This window comes from Chryseobacterium sp. PET-29, from assembly GCF_025736815.1.
GTDB classification, from domain to species: Bacteria; Bacteroidota; Bacteroidia; order Flavobacteriales; family Weeksellaceae; genus Chryseobacterium; species Chryseobacterium nepalense.
Genome location: NZ_CP107053.1, coordinates 606,506 through 629,970, shown reverse-complemented (window position 1 = coordinate 629,970; position 23,465 = coordinate 606,506). Strand labels below are relative to the sequence as shown.

Sequence of the window (23,465 nt, the reverse complement as noted above, 5' to 3'; positions counted from 1 at the left end):
GTGAAAATATCAGAAATTAAAGAGCGAAAAGTGATTCACAGGCCGACTTTTGATTTTGACAGGTACGGTAAAAGGATCTATCATGCCTACGAGTATTATCTGCCTTATAATCCCGGTTTTAAAGGAAATGAAACCCAGAGATTATTTGCCAAATGGATTGATATGGCTTTATTTTCTGCACTTTTCTATTATTTGTTTCATGAAAATATCCTGATAAGTATCGGGTTGTCTATTCCGGCCGTTATCATTTCGGGGTCAACAACCGAAACGTATTTCGGCACAACATTAGGAAAAAAAATATTCAGAATGAAAGTGATTGATGATGAAGGAAATTACCCTGTTTTTCTTCACTCCTTAAAAAGAAATCTCCTGTGTCTTGCGAATTTATTTCCTCTTTTTACGGAATATAGTTCAAAAACCGCTGCAATGGGTAGAAGAACAGGAATACAGATGAATTTCCGCATGCATCTCAATAATAAAATCTGTACCACTTATATAGTTAAAGAAAGTAAGATGATGGAAATAAAAAGTATACTGGATGCAGAGCATCCTAAACATAACGGACTGATCGACTCCGATAACTGATAAAACAAAGCCGGCTAATTCAGCCGGCTTCATTATTATTTTTTAGATTCTTCAACAGAAACTTTTCTGAAATCCTTGAAAAGTTTGCTTAGTTCTAAAGCTGCTTTACGAGCTCTGGTACCAGCTGCTTTGTTTCCTTTTTCTGCCTGTTGGTTTGCTTCAGTTGTAAAAGCTTCAAATTCCGCGTTGATTTTTTCAATTAATTCTTTCATTATTTTTAAAATTTAGGCTGCAAATATATGTTTTATGGCAATTCCAGCCTAATAGAGAAGAAAAAAAATAGAATAATTAACCAAATTTAATCTTTTCCTTGTGGTTTCAATTTATTTTTTAAATAAAATCTTATCTTTTAATGTTTTTTGTTCGGCATCCAAACACATATCTTTTACATTTATGAAATGAAACTTAATCCTAAAAAAAGTCTTTAAAAATTAATTTAAAGACTTCATTCATTTTACTTTTTCTGAAATTTATCTCCTCAGCAGATATTTGTGCTGTCCCTGAAGTACAAGTTCCGATTTCTGATTATAAACGGTCACTTCAGTCGTTACTACTCCCAGGTCACCTTTTGGTTCCAGATTGGTAATCATCAGTGAAGAATATAAAGTATCTCCGGAATGCACTTCTTTCAGAAATCTGCATGACTGTTCTAAAAAACTGACGAAAACATTCCCGAAATAATGCGGCAACAGCGTAGCTCCCGGTGCAGTAAAGGCTAAAACCTGTAATCCGTGTACTACCGGTGCCTCATGGCCGTACCTCTTTGCATATTCCTTATCGTAGTGAATAGGATGATTGTCGCAGGATACTGTCTGAAAAGCAGAAGCATGTGCATCCGTAAGTGTTCTGCTTGGAGCTCTGAAAACCTCTCCTATTTTCAACTCGTCGAAACCTCTTTGCGGGACAATAGAAAAATCTTCAGGATTAAAAACAGGTGATTCGGCATTTGAATTTTCCATAAAATTAATTTGGCGTTAAGAGTAAATATTAGCTTTCACCAATAAATATTCTAAAGTTTATGCTGTGATAAAATCCAAAAGATCTTTGTTAATAGTTTCATGCTCGGTAGTTGGCATTCCGTGAGGGAAACCGGGATAGGTGATCAGTTTTCCGTTCTTTAATAATTTAATGGACTTTAATGCAGCATTGGCAATAGGAACGATCTGGTCATCCTCACCATGCATCACCAAAACCGGAATATCCACCGCTTTAAGATCTTCACTTAAATCGGTCTCTGAAAACGCTTTAATTCCGTCATAATGAGCTACGATTCCGCCCATCAGTCCCTGTCTCCACCAGTTTCTCTGGACACCGTCTTTTACATCAGCGCCTTCTCTGTTATACCCGTAAAAAGGAAAAGTAAGGTCATAATAAAACTGATTTCTGTTGTTCATGGTCTGATTTCTGATATCATCAAAAACCGACATCGGCACACCATCCGGATTGCTTTCACTCTGCACCATCACAGGAGGAATTGCACTGATCAATACTGCTTTTTTAGCTCTTCCGTTGGCATATTTATTCACATAACGGATTACTTCACCACCGCCTGTTGAGTGTCCGATGTGAACCACATCCTTCAAGTCTAAAAATTCAACCAATTCTGCAGCATCAGAAGCATATTGCTCAATGGTGTGGTTATAAATATTCTGGCTGGAACGTCCGTGACCTCTCCTGTCGTGAACGATTACCCGGTACCCTTTTTTCAGAAAGAAAATAACCTGGGCATCCCAGTCGTCTGAAGATAATGGCCATCCGTGGTGAAACATTAATACCGGTCCTTCACCCTGGTCTTTGTAAAAAATTTCTGTTCCGTCTTTTAATGTAAGTGTACTCATTGTTGTAATTTTTTGATTAATGTTTAAATTCAAAATTATAATTACAAAATATGCCACTTAATAAATAACTATTTAAATATCAATTATTTAAATCTAAATATAATTATTTTAAAATACGAAATACCGTAATATTATGAGGAGTGTATGATTAAAACGGATAAAATATATGAAAATCAGGAATCCCCGGTGAGCCTTTTAAGCATTCCTTTAAAAATAATTCCGTGAAAAGGCAAAACGGCAAACCAGTATAATCTTCCTGAAATCCCATGCGGCCTGAATACGGCTTTTTGCCATAATTTCCCGCGGTAAATTTTAAACATCAGCCAGGCTTCTCCAGGAAGTTTCATTTCAGCAAAAAGAATCAGTTTTCCTTCCTGTCGATCTGCATATAAAACCCTCCAGAAATCCAGGGCGTCGCCTTCATGAAGTCTGTCCGGATGCGTCCGCCCCCGCCTGAGGCCGGGTCCGCCTACCAGAAGATCCATAAAACCGCGAATTTTCCATAAACTCTGTCCGTACCATCCGTTACTGCCGCCGAGCCGGAAAATTCTTTCGATACATTTTTCACGATCATCATAAGCGCCGCTTCTAAGATCAGTAAAACAGCCGTAATGAGGAACTTCCATAAAATCTTTGAGGCTGGTATCTCTCCTGCTGCTTATAAAACTGTCTTTCCAGCTCGAAACAATTTCATTTGCCTGAATTTTTGCAAGCGTTCTTTTTAAAGCTGTTTCATAGGAAAAAGGCTGTATTCCGGTAATACGTTTTATTTCAGACAGACTTTCGGGTCTGCAGATTACTTCAATTTTCATGCTTCCTACCAATGCTGTTGCAAGATTATATGACGTGGAAGTAATAAAATAAAGCCAGTATGAAGAAAGTTTCGGGGTCATCACCGGCAGTGTGAAGATCTTTCTTTTCAGGTTTCTTATCCGTGCAAATTCCAGAAGCATCTGCTTATAGGTAAGCACATCATCACAGCCGATATCAAAACTTTTATGATAACTTTCTTCTTTAAAAAGAACAAAGATCAGGAAATCCAGGACATTAGCGATACCAATGGGCTGACATTTGGTATCCAACCATCTTGGAGCTACCATTACCGGCAATTTTTCTACCAGATCCCGAATGATCTCGAATGAGGCACTTCCCGACCCTATAATAATTCCTGCCCTTAAAACCGTAACAGGAATCTTGGATTCCATTAAAATTTTTTCAACCTGAAATCTCGAACCCAGATGTTTTGAAAGTTCTTTTTCATTTACCAGACCCGATAAATAGACTATATGCTGACATTCGGTAGTTTCAATAAATGTTGCAAAATTATCTGCACATTTCTTTTCAGAATCTTCATAATCATTACTATTGCTCATAGAATGCATGAGATAATATGCCCCGGAAATGTCTTTGGGAATATTTTCCAGAGTTTCCGGTTTCAGGAAATCTACTTCCACCACTTCGATAAGAGATTCGTCGATATCCGTATTTCTTGAAAACCGGCTTGCATCTCTGCAGCAGCACACTACTTTATAGCCTTGTGCAGCGATCACGCTGATCATCCTTTTTCCGATATATCCGGTGGCTCCCGTAAGCAGTATTTTTTTCATATCATATGATTCTGTGAATTATTATTCAATCCCCGAAAAAATCATACCCTTTCGAGCAGATGTCCAAAATAATCTTTCTTTTTGACCAGATAACTTTCATTGACCTCGTTTGAATCGATCTCAAGAGGCAGCCTGTTTTCAAGGATAATTCCACTGTTTTCAAGAGATCTCAGCTTATCCGGATTATTGGTAAGAAGGTTTATTTTTTGTATTTCCAGCATTTTCAGAATCTCAACGGCAACATCGAAATTTCTTCCGTCGGCCGGTAAACCCAATTTAAGATTGGCTTCCACTGTATCCAAACCTTTTTCCTGAAGTGCATATGCTTTAAGCTTATTAATAATTCCGATGTTTCGGCCTTCCTGTCTCAGATAAATGATGACCCCTCCGTTTTCAGCCATAAATTTCATGGCGGCATCGAGCTGCTGCCCGCATTCGCATTTTTTGGAATGAAAAATTTCTCCGGTAATGCACTCCGAATGAAAACGAACATTAACAGTTTTATTAAAATCCGTGTTTTGTGCAACCAGAGCCAGGTGCGGATTCCAGTCGGACTCATTTTCGGAAATTGCGTACATCGAGAATACTCCGAAATCGGTTGGTATATTGGATTGTGCCTGTATCTTCATCATAATAATTTTATTTAAGTGATTTTTTATAATACAAATTTATACTTTATTTATATATAAAGTAAATTAATTTACTAAATTTGAATATTATTTATTTAATATAAAGGATAAGCATATGAAAACCATCGTAATAGTAGGCTGCGGTAGCGGTATCGGGCTTGAAACAGCAAGAACACTTTCGGAAAAATACAATATAATAGGAATTTCCAGAACTAAACATCCGGAACTTGATAATATCAATCTAAAATTTTATGAAAAGGATATTTTATCGGATAACCTCGAGGACATTGCTTTTCCAGATGTAATCGACGGACTGGTTTATGCACCGGGAAGTATTAATCTTAAACCACTTAACAGACTTTCTGAGGAAGATTTTACCCATGATTTTGCCATCAATGTCCTCGGTGCCGTGAAATGCATACAAAAATTGCTTCCCAATCTGAAAAAATCCGGGAATGCATCAATTGTTCTTTACAGTTCTGTGGCAGCAAAAACGGGAATGCCGTTTCATGCTTCAGTTTCAGCCAGCAAATGCGCTGTAGAAGGTCTTACAAGAAGCCTTGCAGCTGAATTTTCAGCACAGAAAATAAGATGCAATGCCATTGCCCCATCCTTAACAGATACTCCACTTGCTTCACAGCTGTTATCTACCCCGGAAAAACGAGAAGCTTCAGCAAAAAGACATCCGCTGCAGAGAATCGGGAACGCCGGTGAAATGGCCAGATTAACTTCTTTTTTACTTTCTGATGATGCTTCATGGATTACAGGCCAGATTATCGCTATTGACGGAGGTTTAAGTACCATAAAACTGTAATATTTGATATAAAATGATATTTTTACTCTAAATTTGTACTATGAATACTGATTTTTTTATCGATCTGCTTCATCAGGTAAAAGATTTTGAAAATTCGGATGCACACAAACCGAATTCCAGTGTTGAAGACTTCCGTCTCTGGCTGAATGATAAAAAATACAGGGAAGAAAGCCCTACAAAACTATTTACCACTGAAGAACATGAAGTTTCGTTTACAGAAAATGAGATCTGTAAGCAGGTGTTATTGTTGGGCAGATATTCCAGACAGCTTATCCGGAAAGGTTTGGGAGAATTCCCGAATCTTGCCAATGAAGAGTTTACTTATCTCTATCGTCTGAAAGATGAACCGGACCTTACAAAAATTCAGCTTATTGAAAGAAACGGCCATGAAAAACAGACCGGAACCCAGATCATTAAGCGCCTTCTGGAATCCGGTATGATTGAAGAAAGAAATGATGCGGAAGACAGAAGAAGCAAACGACTGAAACTCACAGCAAAGGGGGAAGAAGTTTTTCACGAATCGGTAGAAAGTGTTAATAAAACCTCTCAACTTCTTTCGGGCAAACTGGCCAAAGAAGAACGGGAAGAACTTTTAAAGCTGCTAAAAAAGCTGAATGAATTCCACTCTCATCTTTATCACGAGTATAAAAATTCCGGTTTTAATGATATGATACAATTATTATAACAGTTGATTTATTTTTTTGTGATAAAAACTATATTTTACTTACCAATATTTATTTACAGATACAAAAAGTTCAATATATTTGTTTATTATATCATTAATAAGAGAACTGTCTAACCATTCCCCGTTTCAATGAAAAAATATATTGGGTTTTTATTACTCGTATTGCTTCCGTTTTATGCATATAGCCAGCAGGATCCATCTGCAGATGAATTATTTGTGAAGGCAAGAACTGCCGCATTCGACGAAAAAGATTATACAAAATCAATTGACCTTGCCAAACAGGCGTTGCAGAAAGCTCCCAACTATACGGATATTTCCGTTTTTTTAGGAAGAGTATACACGTGGAATAAGGATACCGGGTCTGCAAGAGCGATTTTTGAAGAGCTTGGCAAACGAGAGGTCCGGGATGAAGATTATTTCATTGCATATGCTTCTCTTGAATATTGGAATGATGATAATACGAAAGCCATTGAAATTGTTGATAAAGGACTATCCTTTCATCCTAAATCTGAAGCATTATGGCTTCTGAAGGCAAGAGCTTATTTTGCCGACAAAAATTATAAAGAAGCTGAGGATGCAATCAAAAATCTTTTAGCCATTAACCCTAAAAATACGGAAGCGATCAATCTTGCAGTAAGAATCAATGATCTGGCTGCTAAAAATGCAATCAGTGTTACCTATAATTACTCTCATTTTGACAAACAGTTTCCAGATGACTGGCACATTGTAAGTGTAGGCTATAAAAGGGTAACTCCCATAGGATCTGTAATCCTGAGAGCAAACTATGCCAACAAATTTGCGGAAAACGGTATACAGGCAGAGCTGGAAGCTTATCCGAGATTATCCGATATGTTCTACCTGTATGTAGGCGGAGCCTATTCTAATGATGTGGGCATCTTCCCGAAATACCGCACAGGAGTTTCATTAAATGCAAATCTCCCGCACAGCTTTGAAGCGGAAATCGGTTACAGACAGCTTTATTTCAGCAATAATATATGGATGTACACGGCTTCTGTAGGAAAATATTACAAAAATTTCTGGTTCAATATCCGTACATATATTACTCCTGACAATAAAAATATTTCCCATTCTTATACAGGAACGGTGCGTTATTATACCAAAAGTGCTCAGGATTATTTTGCATTCCAGATCGGAACGGGAATCAGTCCTGAAGAATCCCGCAACAATCTCCTGGAAAATGAAACCTTCAAGCTGAAAACCTTTAAAGTAGGCGCCGAATATAATTTCTCAGTTAAACGAAACCTGTTTTCGATAGGTACTATGTATTTCAATCAGGAATACCGGCCTAATGAAAAAGGAAATCAGTTTGACGTTACTTTAGGATATACAAGAAAATTCTAATGTTCATAAATACCTTCAATCATTTATAGCGTAAATAATAATTTAAGGATGGCTGCTGAGCTATCCTTTTTCATTACTTATGGATAATAGTCTTCAACCATTTTCTGCAATGGCACATGAAGATTTTTTCGTAATGACTAGATGATTTAATTAAGAAAAAAAAGTTTATTGAAAACAATTTCAATAAACTTTAAATATTATCAATAATAACAGATATTACAGAAGATTACACCAACTATTTTACTGTTAACTTATTTGGCTTTTTTCTTAAAATTGGTGAATACGGAATCCGGCATCAGTTTTTGCGTCTGATAGAATTTGGAATTCATTCTTTTAAACTGATCAAAACGTCCTTTTACCCTTTTTAAGACCTCTGGATTATCATAGCTTTCTTCATCAAGGTTATTAAGAATAAAAAGTTTGTCGTCGTGCAGATAGTATTTGTCGGAAACAAAATCCGTGAGAAGACTTTTACTCTGCATGATCGGATAATCCGCTTTGGTGATCTGTACATCCGAAGACAGTCCTTTTCCAACCCATGTTACGGTAGATGGCGTAATAAGATTATAATTTTTCCGGTAATATGCCAGAAAAGATGGTGCTATGTCCAAATGACTTACTGTTTTCATGAATTTTTTAGGCCCTTTCAGCAATGGTGAATAAATCATCATTGGTACATGGAACCTGTCAATTTTATCCTGAATAAGAATTTCCGGCATACTGTGATCTCCTGTAATAAAGAAAATTGTTTTTGCAAAATCCGGCCTTTTACGGTAGTTTTCAAAAAACTGTTTTAAAGCATCATCAGCATTTAAAATGGAGATCAGCTGATCTTTATATTGTCCTGCCCATTTTTTCTGGTCAGCAGTTAAAAGATTTGATGCTAACTTCTCATTGTACATTTTTTCATAATACGCTTTATTATTAATCAAAAACGGATTGTGGGTGGAGAGTGTAAGAACCATGTTAAAATATGGTTTCGACTGCACTTTCTGTACTTCAAGTACTTTTCTGAACACTGCCTGATCTTCATAACCCCAGCTATCGCCTTCATTATTTGCAGGAAGCCTTTTATACCCTTCACCATAAGATCCGATATCTACAATATGATTCACTTTGCTGTATTCAAGATAATTCCTGTAATTATCAAATTTCAGGTTACCTCCATAATAAAATCCGGTTTCAAAACCGTTAGCTTGAAGAATATTGAAGAGATTAAAATGATCCGGAATTTTTTCCATTTCAAGAAATCCGTTTTTACCGAAGGGCAAAGAACCTGTAAGCGACGGTAACGCAGCAAAAGTTCTTCCTGCACTGCTCAGACCATTTTCCCAATAAAGACTCTGATTGGAAAGAGAATTCAGGAAAGGTGTAAAATTCCCGACATATCCTTTTGGAGAAGTGTAGGCGTGTCCGAAGCCTTCCAATGTGACAAATACAAGATTCGGGATTTCATCGGATTTGTTTAAATATGCTCCCAGAAAATCCTGGGTATCTTCTTTTTTCCAGAAAGGAAAACCTTCATTCAACATCGTATTGGAAGATGCTATCTTTTCATCGTCACCACCAAAAAATTCTGTAATTTCAGGATGATCACTTATAAAATTTTCTTCATTGGCTTTAAAGAAATATTCCCATTTGCTCTTTCCTGCATTCTGACTGAATTCATTAGCCTTATCAAGTGTTTCAGAATGTAGGGCTTCCGAAGGAATAAAAAATGCAATTAATCCAAGCGACAGAAAAGTTATACCCGGATAAATTGATTTGAAGCCGGAACGTCCTGACATCCACAACGGAACGAATGATACAGCCAGCAAAATAGCAAACAGCGCATAATTTTTAAAATTGAGCATTCCGCTGGCCTGAAGAATCTGCTTCATTTCTTCTTTACTGTAGTATATAAGGTCTGCCCCCAACAAATTTCCTGTTTCGGAAAAATAAAGAAATAAAATATACTGTAAAACAACGACAAGTCCGCAGGCAGCTATTGCCAGCGTTTTGGCCCAGCTTTCTTTAATAAAATTAATGATGAGATACAGAATACCAAATCCGAACATAAGTTCGAAGATAAAAAGAATATTGTCTGCAAAAAGAGAACCTGCCACTGCAGAAGTGTCAATTTTTGTAAACATATATCTGTACCAGAACCACTCTGCCAGAATTCCGACAAGAAAAAGGACACTGAAAACAGAGGCTAAAGCGCCCCATTTTTTAAGTCCGTGTTTCAGGATAGCCCAGATTTTTTCTTTCAGCGGTAAATTTTTTGTATTCTGATTAAAACCCTGCCTCGTCATTTCCCCCCAGCCATGAGACTTTTTAAAATAATCGATAAAGCCATTTACACCCGCTTTTACAACAATTGGGTGAAAATAGAATGGTTCTGAAAATGCTGTGCTGATCAATGCAAAGAAGTCCTTTCTTTTACCATACACCTGCCGGCTTACCATGTCTACCAGTATTCCGTAAACCGAATAGAGGAATCCCATGGATAATACCAAAGCAAACAAAACAAAGAAAAAAGGCCAGTTGATGATTCCTAAAAGAAGAAATATGATAAATACGATGTACCCTGAAAATTCTACCAAAGGTCCTAGAAACTCAAAGAAGAACCAGTATGGAAGACTTATCATTCCTAACTTTTTATATTTAGGATTAAACATCATTTTGCGATGTTTCCAGAGGGTTTCTATAGTTCCTCTCATCCAGCGGTTCCTTTGTTTTTTGAGGATATCTTTTGTTTCCGGAACTTCTGTCCAGCACAAAGGATCCGGAATGGTAATTACTTCATACGGCTCATTCCGTTCTTCCATATATTTTCTCATCCTCACGACAAGTTCCATATCTTCTCCTACCGTATTCCTGTCGTAACCTCCGCAATCCAGAACTATTTTCCTGTCGAAAACCCCGAATGCCCCGGAAATAAGAATAAGCCCTGAAGCTCTTGACCAGGCCATTCTTCCCAATACAAATGCGCGGATATATTCCAATGCCTGTGTTCTTCCCAGCAGCGTTTTCGGCATATTTACACTGACTACTTTTCCGTCTTCGATCACACAATTGTTTGCCAACCGGATCACTCCGCCACAGGCAATAATTTTTTTATCAGTCTGTTCAAGAAACGGTTTTGCCAGCCTCAAAATCGCATCCTGTTCCAGGATACAATCTACATCGATACATACAAGATACTCTCCGGAAGAAACATTAATTCCGACATTCAGCGCATCTGCTTTACCCCCGTTTTCTTTGTCTACAACGATGAGTTTTCTGAAAGCCTGATTCCTGCTTTTATATATTCCTTTTATTTTATTGGTTTCGATTTTTCCCTGAACAAAATAAGACACACATTCCAGATCGTAAGCTTCAATAAGCTTCTGCATAGAATCATCCTTACTTCCGTCATTGATAATAATGATCTCAAGGTTATGATAATATAAAGAAAGCAGGGATCTTACATTTTCAACAATGGTCATTCCTTCATTGTAAGCAGGAGCAAGAAGGCTGAAAACAGGCGCATTGGGATTGGCAGCAATAATACTGTAATCGGTAAAAACATTTTCTTTTTTATATCGTAATACTGCTCCGAGCGCGTAAATTCCTACCCAGCCGTAAATAATTGCCACCGCCGTACCGTACAATAAATACAGCCATATAACAACATCATAAACAATGTGTGAAAATTCTAACATACTTTTTCCTGCAATGCGTATTTAATAATTTGGACTAACTCTTCCGAGTCTTCTTCATTTTCAGCGAGCTCTGATAAATAATCTCCATACCCCAGCTCATATAGTGCCTGCGCAGCATTCACCTTTATTCCGGAATGAGCATCTCCGGAAAGCTCTTTTTTAAGCAGATCTATACAGCACTGATCTTTTGAGATTTTCATCACCCTGAGAATTTCAATACGAACTTCATCCGGCTGATCATAATAAATTCCTGAAAGATACTGGACGGTTTCCGGGTTTTCCAGCGACATGAGCGTCTGCACGGCTTTTACACGGACTTCAACTGAAGAAATATTCAGCAATCCGATGAGTTTCGGATAGAAATTAAGAAGCTGAAACTTTTTTATTAATTTAAGCGTAAAAATAACAACCGAATCGTTTGTACTTTCAAGCCATTTCGATATAGCATCTTCCGAATCTGCGGGTAATGAAGAAATAGATAGCAGAAACCGGAGCTGCTGCCATTCTGAAATCCTGGTGGGAAAATCATCTAAGAAATGAAGACCCTCAAATCCTTTGAACCGTACCATCGCGAATTGTGCTTCCTGGTAAACCTGGGGTGATGGATGTGACAAATACTGCTCAACCTTCGGAATAGCATCCTGAACTTCCATTACGGTAAGTTCCCGTATTCCCCTGGCAATGAGATAAGCTTTCTTCTGATTCAGCTTTTTCATCGCTTCTTTACGGAGATCATATTCCCTGAAAAGCTCCGTAATTTTATTTTTTGCCACACCTGAAAACTTTTTTTCCGAATCCACAAGTTTCTCAAGAAACAGATTCCTGAATGAAGCGTTTACAGAAAGAGCTTTAAAGTAGATATCTTCCGGGATCTCATCATCCGCATATACAATTACATCAGATATTTTCTTATTGATAACTTCAGACCAGCCGGCTCTTCGTACAGATCTGTTGTATTCTATGATGTTGTAAATAAGTACAATCAATGCCAGCATCAATACCAATGACAACATGACAATAAAAACAACAAAAAGAAAATGTATCGATGAAATTACCATATATCTTATTTTGACAAAAATCTTTTAACCCTCAACATCAATTCACTTGGACTGAACGGTTTTACGATAAAATCCGACGCCCCCAGATCAAAAGCATTAAGCACCACCTCTTCCTGTCCCATACTCGAAAGCATAATGACAGGTACATCTTTTCCCATTGTTTTTATTGCTGAAAGGATTTCTATTCCCGAAGCAAAAGGCATCATAATGTCGGTAATGGCAAGATCAACGTCATTTTCCTTTAATGTTTCAATAGCTTCTTTCCCGTTTCTGGTCAAAATTACTTCATGTCCTTCTTTCAACAATTTATGTTCTATTGTTTTAAGAATCAGTTCATCATCTTCTGCGATCAAAATTAGCATAACTCTGATTTTTTTACTTTATTAAATTTTTTATGATATTTATTCCTCTTTTTACTTCTTCTTGTATTTCTTTATTCATGGCTGAAAAGTCCATTTCTTCTTCTGCCTTCTTTTCCCACCTCAGTGCACATTCAGCGAGTTTAAAAAGGCCGGCAATTCCTCCTGTTCCTTTCAGTTTATGAAGAATCATTCTGGTTTCTGCAATATCTTTTTCCTGTGCTGCTTTTTCTACATTTTTTTCTACCTGTACAAGTTCCTGGATGAGCAGATTGAGAAACATTTCCTTAAAATCATCGTCATCATCCCCAATCTGTTCTTTCAGCATATTGATATTGATGTATTTCTCAGGTTTTATTTCTGATTGATCTTCATTTTTTTCATGATGATCAGTTTTTTTATTATTGCTTCCAACACTGATGTATTTTTCGAGCATTTCCTGAAGATCGGTCTGTCTGAGAGGCTTAGGAAGGAAATCATTCATTCCGGCTTCCAGACATTTTTCTTTTTCACCCAGGATATTTCCTGCGGTAACGCCAATAATCGGAACATCAGCATAATCCGGAAGCATACGGATCTGTTTTGTGGCTTCAATACCGTTCATTACCGGCATCTGGACATCCATAAGAATGGCAGAATATCGTTTTTTCCTGCATTCTTCCAATGCTTCCAGCCCGTTTACGGCTTCCGTAAGATGTGCATCAGGAGCAATGGATGTCATCATTCTGTTATTCAACACCATATTTACAGGATTATCATCTACCAGAAGGACTTCAAGGTTACTCATGAAAGAGTGGGATTCATTTTCAGGATGTTCCTGCGCTGCAACTTCTATCACACTACTTTGCGCCACTCTTCTCAGAGTTTTGTATAAATCATCAGATTTAATAGGTTTCAGAAGGAAATAAGAGTTATCCTCTTTTTTAAATGAATTAATAATATCATGTTCCTCTGAAGAGGTATGAAGAACCACCAACGGTGAAATTTCTTTTCGCTGATTAAACAATTCCCTGATCTTATCAATGGTTTCCAGTCCGGAAATAACCGGCATGTGATAATCCATAAGAATTACATCGAAGCGCTCCCCTTTCAGAAGAATCTGCAGTGCTTCCATTCCGTTGGCAGCCAATGTAGAATCAATATTTTTATACGCAAGCATGTGCTGAAGAATAATCCTGTTGCTTTCGTTATCATCTACCACCAATGCTCTTTTTATCGTCATATCTTCCTCTTCCCTGGATTCGGAGATTTCATAAGGCATTTCTATATCAAAGAAAAATACAGAACCTCTATCCGGCGCACTGATCAGCGACAAATGACTTCCCATATATTTCAGAATATTGTTTGAAATGGTAAGGCCAAGCCCCGTTCCGCCATATCGTTTGCTGATCGAACTGTTTTCCTGGGTAAATGCATTAAAAATATATTTCTGCTTTTCAACCGGAATACCAATTCCCGTATCCCTTACAGAAAACCGCAGTGAAATATTTTTATCATCCATACGGAGTTTCTCCACTTTCAGCTCAATCTCTCCTTTTTCCGTAAACTTAACGGCATTTCCAAGCAAATTGATCAGGATCTGTTTTAATCTGGATTCATCGATCAGAAGTGTTTTCGGTAGTCCCGGCTCGATATTCAGGAGAAGTTCGATATTTTTTTTCTGCGACTGATAAAGGATCACATTGATGACCTGGCTCACCATGTCATACACATCGCTTTTCTCAATCAACAGCTCCAATTTTCCGGATTCTATCTTGGAAAAATCTAAAATGTCATTGATAATGTTGAGCAGGTTTTCCCCCGATTCATTAATATAATTAAGATATTGGGTCTGAATTTCATTCAGTGGTGTTCTGAGAAGAAGATCAGAAAATCCGATCACTCCGTTGAGAGGCGTACGGATCTCATGGCTCATATTGGCAAGGAATTCAGATTTTGCCTTACTGGCCATATCGGCCACTTCCTTCGCATTTCTCAGTTCCTCATTTACTTCGACTGCTTTTGTGACATTCTGTACGGAAACAATCACACCACCTACTTCATCTTCAGTAAGATACCAAGGTCCCACCTTCAGATCATAATGCTGAGTTTCTTTCTGGCCCTTCAGCTGAACAGTGAAATCTTCATTGATATAGGTCTTTCCTTTGAGTGCATTTTCATATATTTCTTTTCTCTCCTCCGGAATATCTGGCGATATGGCGAACAAGTTATTTCCGATAAGATCCACATCGTTCATATTAAATTCCTCCCTCCATTGGGTACTTACGGAAACATAATTGAGATCCTTATCAAACATGGCCAGAGGAATCGGAACATCCGTCACAAACGACTGCATCATCGCTTCTTTTCTGGTCACTTCCAATAACATTTTTTTGAATGCATCAATATCCTGGATGATCCCGAAAACCCTGCTGCAGACCTCACCCTCAAACTCCGGGAGCCCTTTTACCCTTACCCAGATCGTAACTCCGTCATTGCGGACAAGCTGCAATTCTTCATCAAAAGGAACTCCTTCTGTAACTGCCCTGTTAAAGAGAAATTCCATCCTTTCACGGCTATCTTCTTTATAGAATCCGAGCGCATTTTCAAAATCAGGCTGGAAATTATTTTTGATTTTATGAATTTCTTTTGTACTCTGGGACCAGAAAACAGTTCCTGTTTTCATATTGACTTCCCAGCCTCCTACCTGGGCAACGGAGCTTGTTTGCTCCAGCATTTTTTTAGTGTAAATAAGATCTTTCTCAAGCGTCATTCTTTCAGTTACATTAAGAGCAGTGCTTACTACATAAGGTTTTCCTTCCTTATCAATCTCCACCATATTATGGTACATCCAAATCAGTTCTTCACCTTCTTTGGTTTTGAGGATCATGGTTCCGAAATCTTCGTTATTTTGCTTGATGCGGTCAAGATATTGTTTTAGTAAAAGCCAGTTTTGTTCCGGCACAAGATCTTTCAGATTAAGACCCGCAACCTCATCTGCAGAGTAATGTAATGTTTCTCTTCCTTTTTCATTTACGGCAAGAATATTTCCTTCCATATCATGCATGCTCATCAGGCCGATGGCATTTTCAAAGAAACTTCTGAAACGTCGTTCCGAGCTTTCCAGCTGCCTTCTTTCTTCGATCTGCTGGGTAATATTAATTCCGAAACAGAATATTTCGGAGTATTTCTGATTTTGTGTAAGATACCATTCTACAATGACCGAAGTCCCGTCTTCAATTTTTGTAGAAGTTGTAAAGGTGGCTTCTTTCATGCTGCCAGGAAATTTTTCAAGTTCCGGCAAAGATTTTTTATCCTGTTCTAAGAGGGTTAAAAAATTATGTTCTATCGCTTTATCTTTAGTAACTGAAAAAACTTTTTCAAAAGAAGGATTAATATCTTTCAGCATAAATTTATTATCCAGCACACAGATAAGATTATTTGAAATATTAAATGTCTGCTGGAAATATTCTGCATTGATGATCTCTCTGTTGCTCATTAAAAGTCTGGTTACAACTTCACCAAGTTTTTTGAGTGCGGAAATCTGGTTTTCCGTAATATTTTTGGGTTCAAAATCGATTACACAGATTGTTCCCAACGCAAATCCTTCATCATCAATAAGCGGAACACCGGCATAGAAGCGGATTCCCCCTTCCAGAATCATAGGATTATCAGAAGATCTTTCATCTAAAAGCGTATCATTGATAACCACTACTTCCGAGCTTGCTACGGAATACTGGCATAAAGTATCCTTACGGTCTACAGAATCTATGGCAAGACCTATACAGCTTTGAATCCTCTGCGTATCTGCTTCCATAATTGATATCAGTGATGCCGGACAGTCCGTAATAAGACATGCCGTTTCTGCAAAAACATCCAGTTCCGGATCTTTGCCAAGATTGATGAGATCAAGAAGCTCTAATTTTTTTACTCTTCCAGCCTCATTGTCAGGAAAAGGATAATTATTCATATTGATAACTAATTTCTTTCATAATGTTAAATATAATTAGAAAATTGCTAAAAAAATAGTTTTTTATAAAGTTTTAGTATTATATCACATTTAAGAGATTAGCATTTTCAGGCTTAAAACTAATAAAAATTTATCTGAGTATCAAAAAAGTACATTACATATGCATCAATGTGGTATTTTTCTCTCTTATGGATATTATAAATTTAAAAAGCTTCTCAATGGGAGAAGCTTATAGAAATGACTGCAAAATGAAGTGATAGATATTTCAAAGATATTTGATATCTAATAACATTTTTATGATTCTTGTCATAAAATATTTTTTTTCACCTTTTACGACATTATGATATTGATCTGTTTTCATGATGCTTATCAAGCTCCAGCTTAAAGCAGCCAAGAATAAATTCTGTATAATACAATTGTGCGTTTACCTGTTTTGTACGGGAATGCAGATCAAGTTTTTCCGAAAGAAGCACCTCTCCTTTATAAACAATAGCAAAATAGGCAAATAGCTTTTGTTTTGATTCCGGAACCGGTGTAGCATATCCTGTAACAGCTATCGACCAGTCGCTTTTAAAAATCTTTGAAACATTCAGCGCCATAGTTTCGGCAATATTAGGGGATACACAGTCGCAAGCCAGCGCTTCAGATTCATCTACCTGCAAAAGATTGATTTTTTCATCAGGTGTATAAGCTGTAATACCGCCTTTATAAAATTTGGAAGCATCTTTCATCTGCGAAAAAGAAAACTGTAAAAACCCCGAAGTAACACTTTCTGCTACAGCAATGGTTTCATCTACTTCCAAAAGGTAGTTTCCGATATATTTAAACAGATTTTGCAGTTCCATAATAAAATATATAAGAGATCTTACGGAGAGTTCTTCTGAACTGATTCCGATTTTTGAATTTTTTAAAATCATTAATTCTGTCTGTTTTGTAATTTAGATCTGAAATCGCCAGACCTTCTTTTGCGAAGCAATCAATTTCAGTAAACCTGAGAATTTAATACAATTTCTGTTCTTAAGGCTTTGCCGGAAGGTCTTCTCCTTCATATGCAAAAGCGTTGCCAGTAAAAACAAACATGGTACCTGAATTTTTCAATTTTTTAGCATAAAAATAAATTGCAGCGAGTAGACTTGTTCTTATAAAAAAGGATTAAATGAATTTAATCTAATTTAGACAATGTGAAAGATAATTCTTATGATTCTGATCAATACGAAATGATTATAGTATAATTTCAAATTATGGAAATAAGAAGAATTAATTTATCTCTTTTAATATAAAGTCAGGTTAAAAGTCTGCGTACTTGTACATTCAAGAAATAATAAAATAAGAATGTTTGTGTGATAAAAAAATAATCTGAATTTTGTCTCCACTTTGTATAAAAGACCCGTCTGATAATGAATTAAATTTAGTAAAAAAAGATTATAAAACCAGAGAAAATATTAACATTTTTATGATTTAAACATCTGTAATGCAATTATGGATAATATTATCCTGGAATAATGCACAATGCTAAATAATATAATTCAGATTATAATTTTATATGAGTAATTTAAAAATCACATCACGTATATAGTATAAATAAATACCATTTTATAATTATAGATAAATTTTATTACTAAATTTACATATAAAATAAATTGGTCATGCAAGAACAAACAAAAATTACAAAGGAAAAAATATTCGAATTATATGGCGATTATCTTCTAAACAATGGTGAAAAACCTAAAAATGTTTATCTCTTTGCAAAAGAAAATAACTTTGAAGAAATAGAATTTTATCATTATTTTTCAGGATTTGAGCAGATTGAAAAAGAAATCCTCAATCACCTTTTCATTAAATCCCTTGAGCTGGCTAATGAAGTTAATTCTTCTGATGAAATTGCCACAAAAGAAAAACTTCTGAATGTCTATTATATTTTCTTTGAAAACCTTACCATGAACCGGTCTTTGGTGTTATCAGTTTTAGGAACTCATAAAATACAAAATATCAGAATCCTTCAGAATCTTCGGGAAACACACAGACAATTCATTAATACTTTAGATTTTAAAGAATGGGAAATTTTTGAAAAAGCGAAGCAGGATATCAGAACATTCAATGAAAAATCGAGACAGGAAGCATTGTGGCTTCATTTAGTTTCTGCCATTGAATTCTGGAAAAAAGACACTTCGCCTGATTTTGAAAAAACCGATATTTTCATCGAAAAAACTATTGATACCGGTTTTGAATTAATTGATAATGAACCATTAAGAAAAGTATTGGATTTGGGAAAATTTCTTTGGAAGGAAAAATTTAAAATGAGTTGATGTATGGTTTTTGGCCACTTGCTTTTAGCTTTTAATCCAATTATTGCATTTAAGACTTTGCTGAGTACAACGCCTTTGCCTCAATTTATGATTTATTGTTAGAATCGGCGAAACTTCGTCTTGCGAACCTTAAAACAGTCAGCAATAAAAAAATCATTGTGAACATTGCGTTAAAAAGATTTGATAAACAAAATTTAAAAATGAAAACACTCAATAAAATTCCTACAGGAAAAATTGAACGGACAAGCAGCCTTCTCAAAGCAGGAGCAAAAGTCGGGGTCAATTACCTGAAATATTACGGAAATAAAATTACGAAAGATGAAGATGAAGCCCGTAAGATTCTCAATGAAGATAACGCATCAGACATCTACGATTCATTAAAAGAGCTGAAAGGCTCTGCTCTGAAGGTAGCCCAAATGCTGAGCATGGAAAAAAATATTCTTCCGGTAGAATATGTAGAAAAATTTTCGCTTTCACAGTTTTCCGTTCCGCCCTTGTCGGGCGCTTTGGTGAAGAAAACATTCAGAAAATATTTCGGAAAAAATCCGGAGGATATTTTTGATGAATTTTCCTCCGAATCAGTCAATGCAGCAAGTATCGGGCAGGTTCATACCGCAAAAAAAGACGGTCAAAAAATGGCGGTTAAAATCCAGTACCCCGGTGTAAGAGAAAGCATTTCCAGCGACCTGAAAATGGTAAAACCCATTGCCATGAAGATGTTCAACATCAAAAAAGAAGGTTCGGAATCGTATTTTCAGGAAGTGGAAGACAAATTATTTGAAGAAACCGATTATAATCTGGAGCTCAGGAGAAGTCAGCATTTTGCAGAAGAATGCAGTCATCTTCCGAATGTCAGATTTCCGCATTATTATCAGCAATATTCTTGTGAAAAAATCATCACGATGGACTGGATGGCCGGAATTCACTTTTCGGAATTTACCAAAAAACAAAATTCTCAGGAAGATTTAAACAAAATCGGACAAACCCTTTGGGATTTTTATATGTACCAAATGCACGTTCTTAAAAAAGTTCACGCCGATCCGCATCCCGGAAATTTCCTTATTTCGGAAGATAAAGAATTGCTGGTTATTGATTTTGGCTGTATCAAAGAGATTCCGGAAGATTTTTACACTCCGTATTTTGAATTGGCGAAAGAAGAAAATTTAAAAAATCCTGAAGTTTTCCGTGAGAAATTATTTACATTGGAAATTCTGCGCGAAGAAGATTCGCCACAGGAGAAAGAGTTTTTTTCCAAATTATTCTACGAATTGCTGGAACTGTTTACAAGACCATTCAACCGGGAAAAATTCGATTTTGCTGATGAGTCTTTCTTTCAGGAAATTGCCGACCTGGGACAGCGATACGCCAAAATAAGCAATATAAAAGGAATGAATACCAACCGGGGTTCCAGACATTTCATTTATCTGAACCGAACATTTTTCGGACTGTATCATATGATGCACGATCTGAAAGCAAAAGACGTGGCGATTAATAATTTTAAAAATTACAGTGAGTAATATTTAACCGCAAGAGCCACAAAAGATTTTTGATGAATTTATAGTTATTCAAAAGTACGAAAAGAGTTTAAAACAGAAATTCAATAGATTTTGTTAGCTTTTAAGTCTCTATATTTTATAATAATTTTTTGTTTCTTTTATGACTTTTACGGTTAAAATTATAATGATAAAACTTAAAATATGCCATCAGGATTACCCTCCAAAATCTGTGAAGTCTGCGGACTGCCCTTCAACTGGCGGAAAAAGTGGAAGAAAAACTGGGACGAAATAAAATATTGCAGCGAAAGATGCCGAAAAAACAAAAAATCAACATCCTCTGGTTCACCAAAGATCTGAGAACGAGAGATTCTGAATCGTTATACAACATTTTGCAGGAAGATTTACCTTTTCTTGCCGTTTACGTTTTTGATGCTGACTTTTTTCAACAACAACAGTTCGGATTTAAAAAAATCGGGAAATTCAGAGCAAAATTTTTACTGGAAAGTATTGACTATTTAAAACAAAATTTAAGCGGAAAAAACGTTCCTTTCTTAATAAAGTATGGTAATCCGGAAGATGTTTTCAGAGAAATTTCCGAAGAATTTGAAATCGTGAAGATTTTCTGCCAGGAAGAATGGACAAAAGAGGAAACCGTTATGCAAACAAAAATCCGGCAGATCATTCCAGATGCAGCTTGGGAAAAACCGTATTCCCAGTTTCTTGTACATCCGCTTTTTGTTTTCAAAACGTTGAATAAAATTCCGATGCTTTTCACTACTTTCAGGCAAAAGATTGAAAAAAATCTGTTGATCCGCCCTGAATTTGAATCGGAAAATCTGATGTACAACAAAGAATATATTGTGGCTGAAAGTGATGAAATTTCACTTGAGACTTTAGGTTTTGAAGATTTTGAGCCCGATAAAAGAAGCGCTTTTCCTTTTTCCGGAGGTGAAGATACAGCTTTAAAAAGGTTACATTATTATTTCCGGGAAACGCAGAGTCTGAGCAAATATAAAGAAACGCGAAACGGTTTGTCAGGAACAGATTACAGTTCCAAGTTTTCACCTTGGCTTTCGGACGGAAGTATTTCAGCTGTAACAATTTACCACGAAATTAAAAAATATGAAGAAGAATCGGAAGCCAACGATTCGACCTATTGGCTGATTTTCGAACTGCTCTGGCGGGATTTTTTCAGATATATTTCCTTACAGCATAAAGATTTGATTTTCAGGAAAAACGGAATTAATCATCAAAAATATTTCTACAAAAATAATGAAGAAGCAATTCAAAAATGGAAAGATGGAAAAACTAATTCCGATTTTGTGAATGCCAATATGCTCGAATTAAAAAATACCGGCTGGATGAGCAACAGAGGACGACAGAATGCAGCTTCCTATTTCTGCAAAATTCTGAAACAGGACTGGAAAATAGGGGCCGCCTATTTTGAAGAAATGCTGATTGATTATGATGTGCACAGCAATTATGGCAACTGGATGTATCTTGCCGGAGTCGGAAATGATAACCGCAATCGTATTTTTAATCCCGAAAAACAGGCAGAAATGTATGATCCTAATGAAGAATTCAGAAAATTATGGCTAAAAGAATAAAACATACCGCCCAACTGGTTTTTCCGCATCAGCTTTTTAAAGACACTGATTATCTGCATAAAGACCAGCCTGTATTCCTCCTGGAAGAATTTCTGTTTTTTAAACAATATTCATTTCATCAGCAGAAAATTGCATTTCACAGAGCAACCATGAAATTTTATGAAAATGAACTAAAAAAATCAGGTTTTGAGGTGGAATATATCGAGAGTTCATCGAAATTTTCAGACATCAGGAATCTAATTCCGAAACTTGAAAAAGAGGGTTATACAACCCTAAGAACTACAGACGTCTGCGACCACTGGCTGGAAAAAAGACTTCAAAAAACAATTCTGGAAATTGAAATTCTGAACAGTCCTCTTTTCATCAACACGAAAGAAGACCTTAAAGAATATTTTAACGATAAAAAATCCTATCATCAAACCGATTTTTACAAACAGCAGAGAATTACCCGAAATATATTGATGAAAGCCGGAAAACCGTTAGGCGGAAAATGGACCTACGACACGGAAAACCGTAAAAGATACCCGAAAAATAAAAAAGCTCCTGCGATCCATTTTCCGGTAAACAATGAATATTATGAAGAAGCTAAACAATATACCGAAAAATATTTCGCAAAAAATTACGGAACGCTTACGGAGGAACAGCTCTACCCTACTACTTTCAAAGAATCCGAAAAATGGCTGGAACAGTTTCTGGAAATGCGTTTTCATGAATTTGGAATCTATGAAGACAGCATGGTGGAAAAAGAGCACTTTCTCCATCACAGCATCCTTTCTCCGCTGATGAATGCAGGATTGCTAACTGCTGAAAATGTTCTGGAAAAAGCGATTTCGTTTGCTAAAGACAATGATGTTCCGGTAAATTCTCTGGAAGGTTTCGTACGACAGATTTTAGGATGGAGAGAATTTGTGCGTGGTGTTTATATTTATCAAGGAACCTATCAGCGGAATAAAAATTACTGGAAACATCAACAAGAGCTTCCCGAATCGTTTTATACCGGCGAAACGGGAATCCGACCGATTGACAGTTCGCTCCAGAAGATTCTGAAAACCGGTTATGCCCATCACATCGAACGGCTGATGATTTTTGCCAATTTTATGAATCTCTGCCAATTCAATCCAGATGAAGTTTACCAATGGTTTATGGAAATGTTTATTGATTCGTACGACTGGGTAATGGTTCCGAATGTCTATGGTATGAGCAGTTTTTCAGATGGTGGAAAGATGAGCACAAAACCATACATCAGCGGAAGCAATTATATCAAAAAGATGAGCGATTATCCCGATGGAGAATGGACGGAACAATGGGATGCGCTGTTCTGGAATTTTATTAATGACAATAAAGATTTCTTTGCTAAAAACCCTCGTCTGGGAATGATGCTGAGAACACTGGAGAAAATGCCGGAAGAAAAACGAAAGCAGCATTTTAAAACGGCAAGGGAATTTATCGGAAGTTTAAAATGATTTTTAGACATAAACAATTGA

At 36.5% G+C, this 23,465-nt stretch carries 19 protein-coding genes; 9 read left to right on the top strand and 10 right to left on the bottom strand.

What is annotated here, in order from left to right; all coding sequences use genetic code 11:
• Positions 1 to 585 carry an RDD family protein gene (locus ODE14_RS02675; RefSeq protein WP_263602873.1) on the top strand — a complete coding sequence of 195 codons (585 nt, stop codon included), beginning with the start codon at positions 1 to 3 and terminating at the stop codon, positions 583 to 585.
• 35 nt (positions 586 to 620) lie between these two features.
• On the opposite strand, the gene ODE14_RS02670 is transcribed toward ODE14_RS02675, so the two are convergent.
• From ODE14_RS02670 to ribA, 5 genes are all read right to left on the bottom strand, one after another.
• Complete coding sequence (locus ODE14_RS02670) at positions 621 to 797, bottom strand: histone H1 (RefSeq protein WP_027381692.1); 177 nt, start codon at positions 795 to 797, stop codon at positions 621 to 623.
• Positions 798 to 1,055: 258 nt separating this feature from the next.
• Entirely contained in the window at positions 1,056 to 1,544 is a 489-nt protein-coding gene (locus ODE14_RS02665) for a MaoC family dehydratase (protein WP_248393756.1), read from the bottom strand.
• 57 nt (positions 1,545 to 1,601) lie between these two features.
• On the bottom strand, positions 1,602 to 2,423 hold the full coding sequence (locus ODE14_RS02660; protein ID WP_263602872.1) for an alpha/beta fold hydrolase: 822 nt from the start codon (positions 2,421 to 2,423) through the stop codon (positions 1,602 to 1,604).
• A gap of 173 nt (positions 2,424 to 2,596) precedes the next feature.
• On the bottom strand, positions 2,597 to 4,030 hold the full coding sequence (locus tag ODE14_RS02655; protein WP_263602871.1) for an SDR family oxidoreductase: 1,434 nt from the start codon (positions 4,028 to 4,030) through the stop codon (positions 2,597 to 2,599).
• A 41-nt stretch (positions 4,031 to 4,071) separates the two neighbouring features.
• On the bottom strand, positions 4,072 to 4,662 hold the full coding sequence (gene ribA / locus ODE14_RS02650; RefSeq protein ID WP_248393759.1) for a GTP cyclohydrolase II: 591 nt from the start codon (positions 4,660 to 4,662) through the stop codon (positions 4,072 to 4,074).
• A gap of 112 nt (positions 4,663 to 4,774) precedes the next feature.
• On the opposite strand from ribA, the gene ODE14_RS02645 reads away from it, so the two are divergent.
• From ODE14_RS02645 to ODE14_RS02635, 3 genes are all read left to right on the top strand, one after another.
• The gene (locus ODE14_RS02645) at positions 4,775 to 5,473 is read left to right on the top strand and encodes an SDR family NAD(P)-dependent oxidoreductase (protein WP_248393760.1); all 699 of its coding nucleotides are present in this window, start codon (positions 4,775 to 4,777) and stop codon (positions 5,471 to 5,473) included.
• 40 nt (positions 5,474 to 5,513) lie between these two features.
• A complete protein-coding gene (locus tag ODE14_RS02640; protein ID WP_263602870.1) occupies positions 5,514 to 6,158 on the top strand; it encodes a MarR family winged helix-turn-helix transcriptional regulator in 645 nt (214 codons plus the stop codon).
• 129 nt (positions 6,159 to 6,287) lie between these two features.
• Positions 6,288 to 7,520, top strand: a complete 1,233-nt coding sequence (locus ODE14_RS02635; RefSeq protein WP_263602869.1) for a YaiO family outer membrane beta-barrel protein — start codon at positions 6,288 to 6,290, stop codon at positions 7,518 to 7,520.
• A gap of 251 nt (positions 7,521 to 7,771) precedes the next feature.
• Here ODE14_RS02635 and ODE14_RS02630 read toward each other — a convergent pair whose 3' ends face one another.
• The 5 genes from ODE14_RS02630 to ODE14_RS02610 all read right to left on the bottom strand — a co-directional run bounded on the left by ODE14_RS02630 (position 7,772) and on the right by ODE14_RS02610 (position 17,489).
• Positions 7,772 to 11,206 (bottom strand): sulfatase-like hydrolase/transferase, encoded by a 3,435-nt coding sequence (locus ODE14_RS02630; protein ID WP_263602868.1) that lies wholly within the window; start codon positions 11,204 to 11,206, stop codon positions 7,772 to 7,774.
• Positions 11,200 to 12,264 carry a HEAT repeat domain-containing protein gene (locus ODE14_RS02625; RefSeq protein ID WP_263602867.1) on the bottom strand — a complete coding sequence of 355 codons (1,065 nt, stop codon included), beginning with the start codon at positions 12,262 to 12,264 and terminating at the stop codon, positions 11,200 to 11,202. Before ODE14_RS02625 ends, ODE14_RS02630 begins: the two co-directional genes overlap by 7 nt.
• A gap of 5 nt (positions 12,265 to 12,269) precedes the next feature.
• The gene (locus ODE14_RS02620) at positions 12,270 to 12,626 is read right to left on the bottom strand and encodes a response regulator transcription factor (RefSeq protein ID WP_248393765.1); all 357 of its coding nucleotides are present in this window, start codon (positions 12,624 to 12,626) and stop codon (positions 12,270 to 12,272) included.
• A gap of 13 nt (positions 12,627 to 12,639) precedes the next feature.
• Positions 12,640 to 16,572, bottom strand: a complete 3,933-nt coding sequence (locus tag ODE14_RS02615) for a response regulator (protein WP_263602866.1) — start codon at positions 16,570 to 16,572, stop codon at positions 12,640 to 12,642.
• A 338-nt stretch (positions 16,573 to 16,910) separates the two neighbouring features.
• Positions 16,911 to 17,489: a CinA family protein gene (locus ODE14_RS02610; protein ID WP_263602865.1), complete on the bottom strand. Its 579-nt coding sequence runs from the start codon at positions 17,487 to 17,489 to the stop codon at positions 16,911 to 16,913.
• A 729-nt stretch (positions 17,490 to 18,218) separates the two neighbouring features.
• Between ODE14_RS02610 and ODE14_RS02605 the strand changes: the two genes are divergently transcribed.
• The 5 genes from ODE14_RS02605 (at position 18,219) to ODE14_RS02585 (ending at position 23,444) form a co-directional block, all read left to right on the top strand.
• Positions 18,219 to 18,878 (top strand): TetR family transcriptional regulator C-terminal domain-containing protein, encoded by a 660-nt coding sequence (locus ODE14_RS02605; RefSeq protein WP_263602864.1) that lies wholly within the window; start codon positions 18,219 to 18,221, stop codon positions 18,876 to 18,878.
• A gap of 200 nt (positions 18,879 to 19,078) precedes the next feature.
• Complete coding sequence (locus ODE14_RS02600; protein WP_263602863.1) at positions 19,079 to 20,395, top strand: ABC1 kinase family protein; 1,317 nt, start codon at positions 19,079 to 19,081, stop codon at positions 20,393 to 20,395.
• Between the two features lie 180 nt (positions 20,396 to 20,575).
• Entirely contained in the window at positions 20,576 to 20,731 is a 156-nt protein-coding gene (locus ODE14_RS02595) for a DUF2256 domain-containing protein (RefSeq protein ID WP_263602862.1), read from the top strand.
• Positions 20,683 to 21,981, top strand: coding sequence for a DASH family cryptochrome (locus ODE14_RS02590; protein ID WP_263602861.1), 1,299 nt, complete (start codon positions 20,683 to 20,685; stop codon positions 21,979 to 21,981). The genes ODE14_RS02595 and ODE14_RS02590 overlap by 49 nt, the downstream gene beginning before the upstream one ends.
• Entirely contained in the window at positions 21,966 to 23,444 is a 1,479-nt protein-coding gene (locus tag ODE14_RS02585; protein WP_263602860.1) for a cryptochrome/photolyase family protein, read from the top strand. The genes ODE14_RS02590 and ODE14_RS02585 overlap by 16 nt, the downstream gene beginning before the upstream one ends.
• Positions 23,445 to 23,465: the final 21 nt, after the last annotated feature.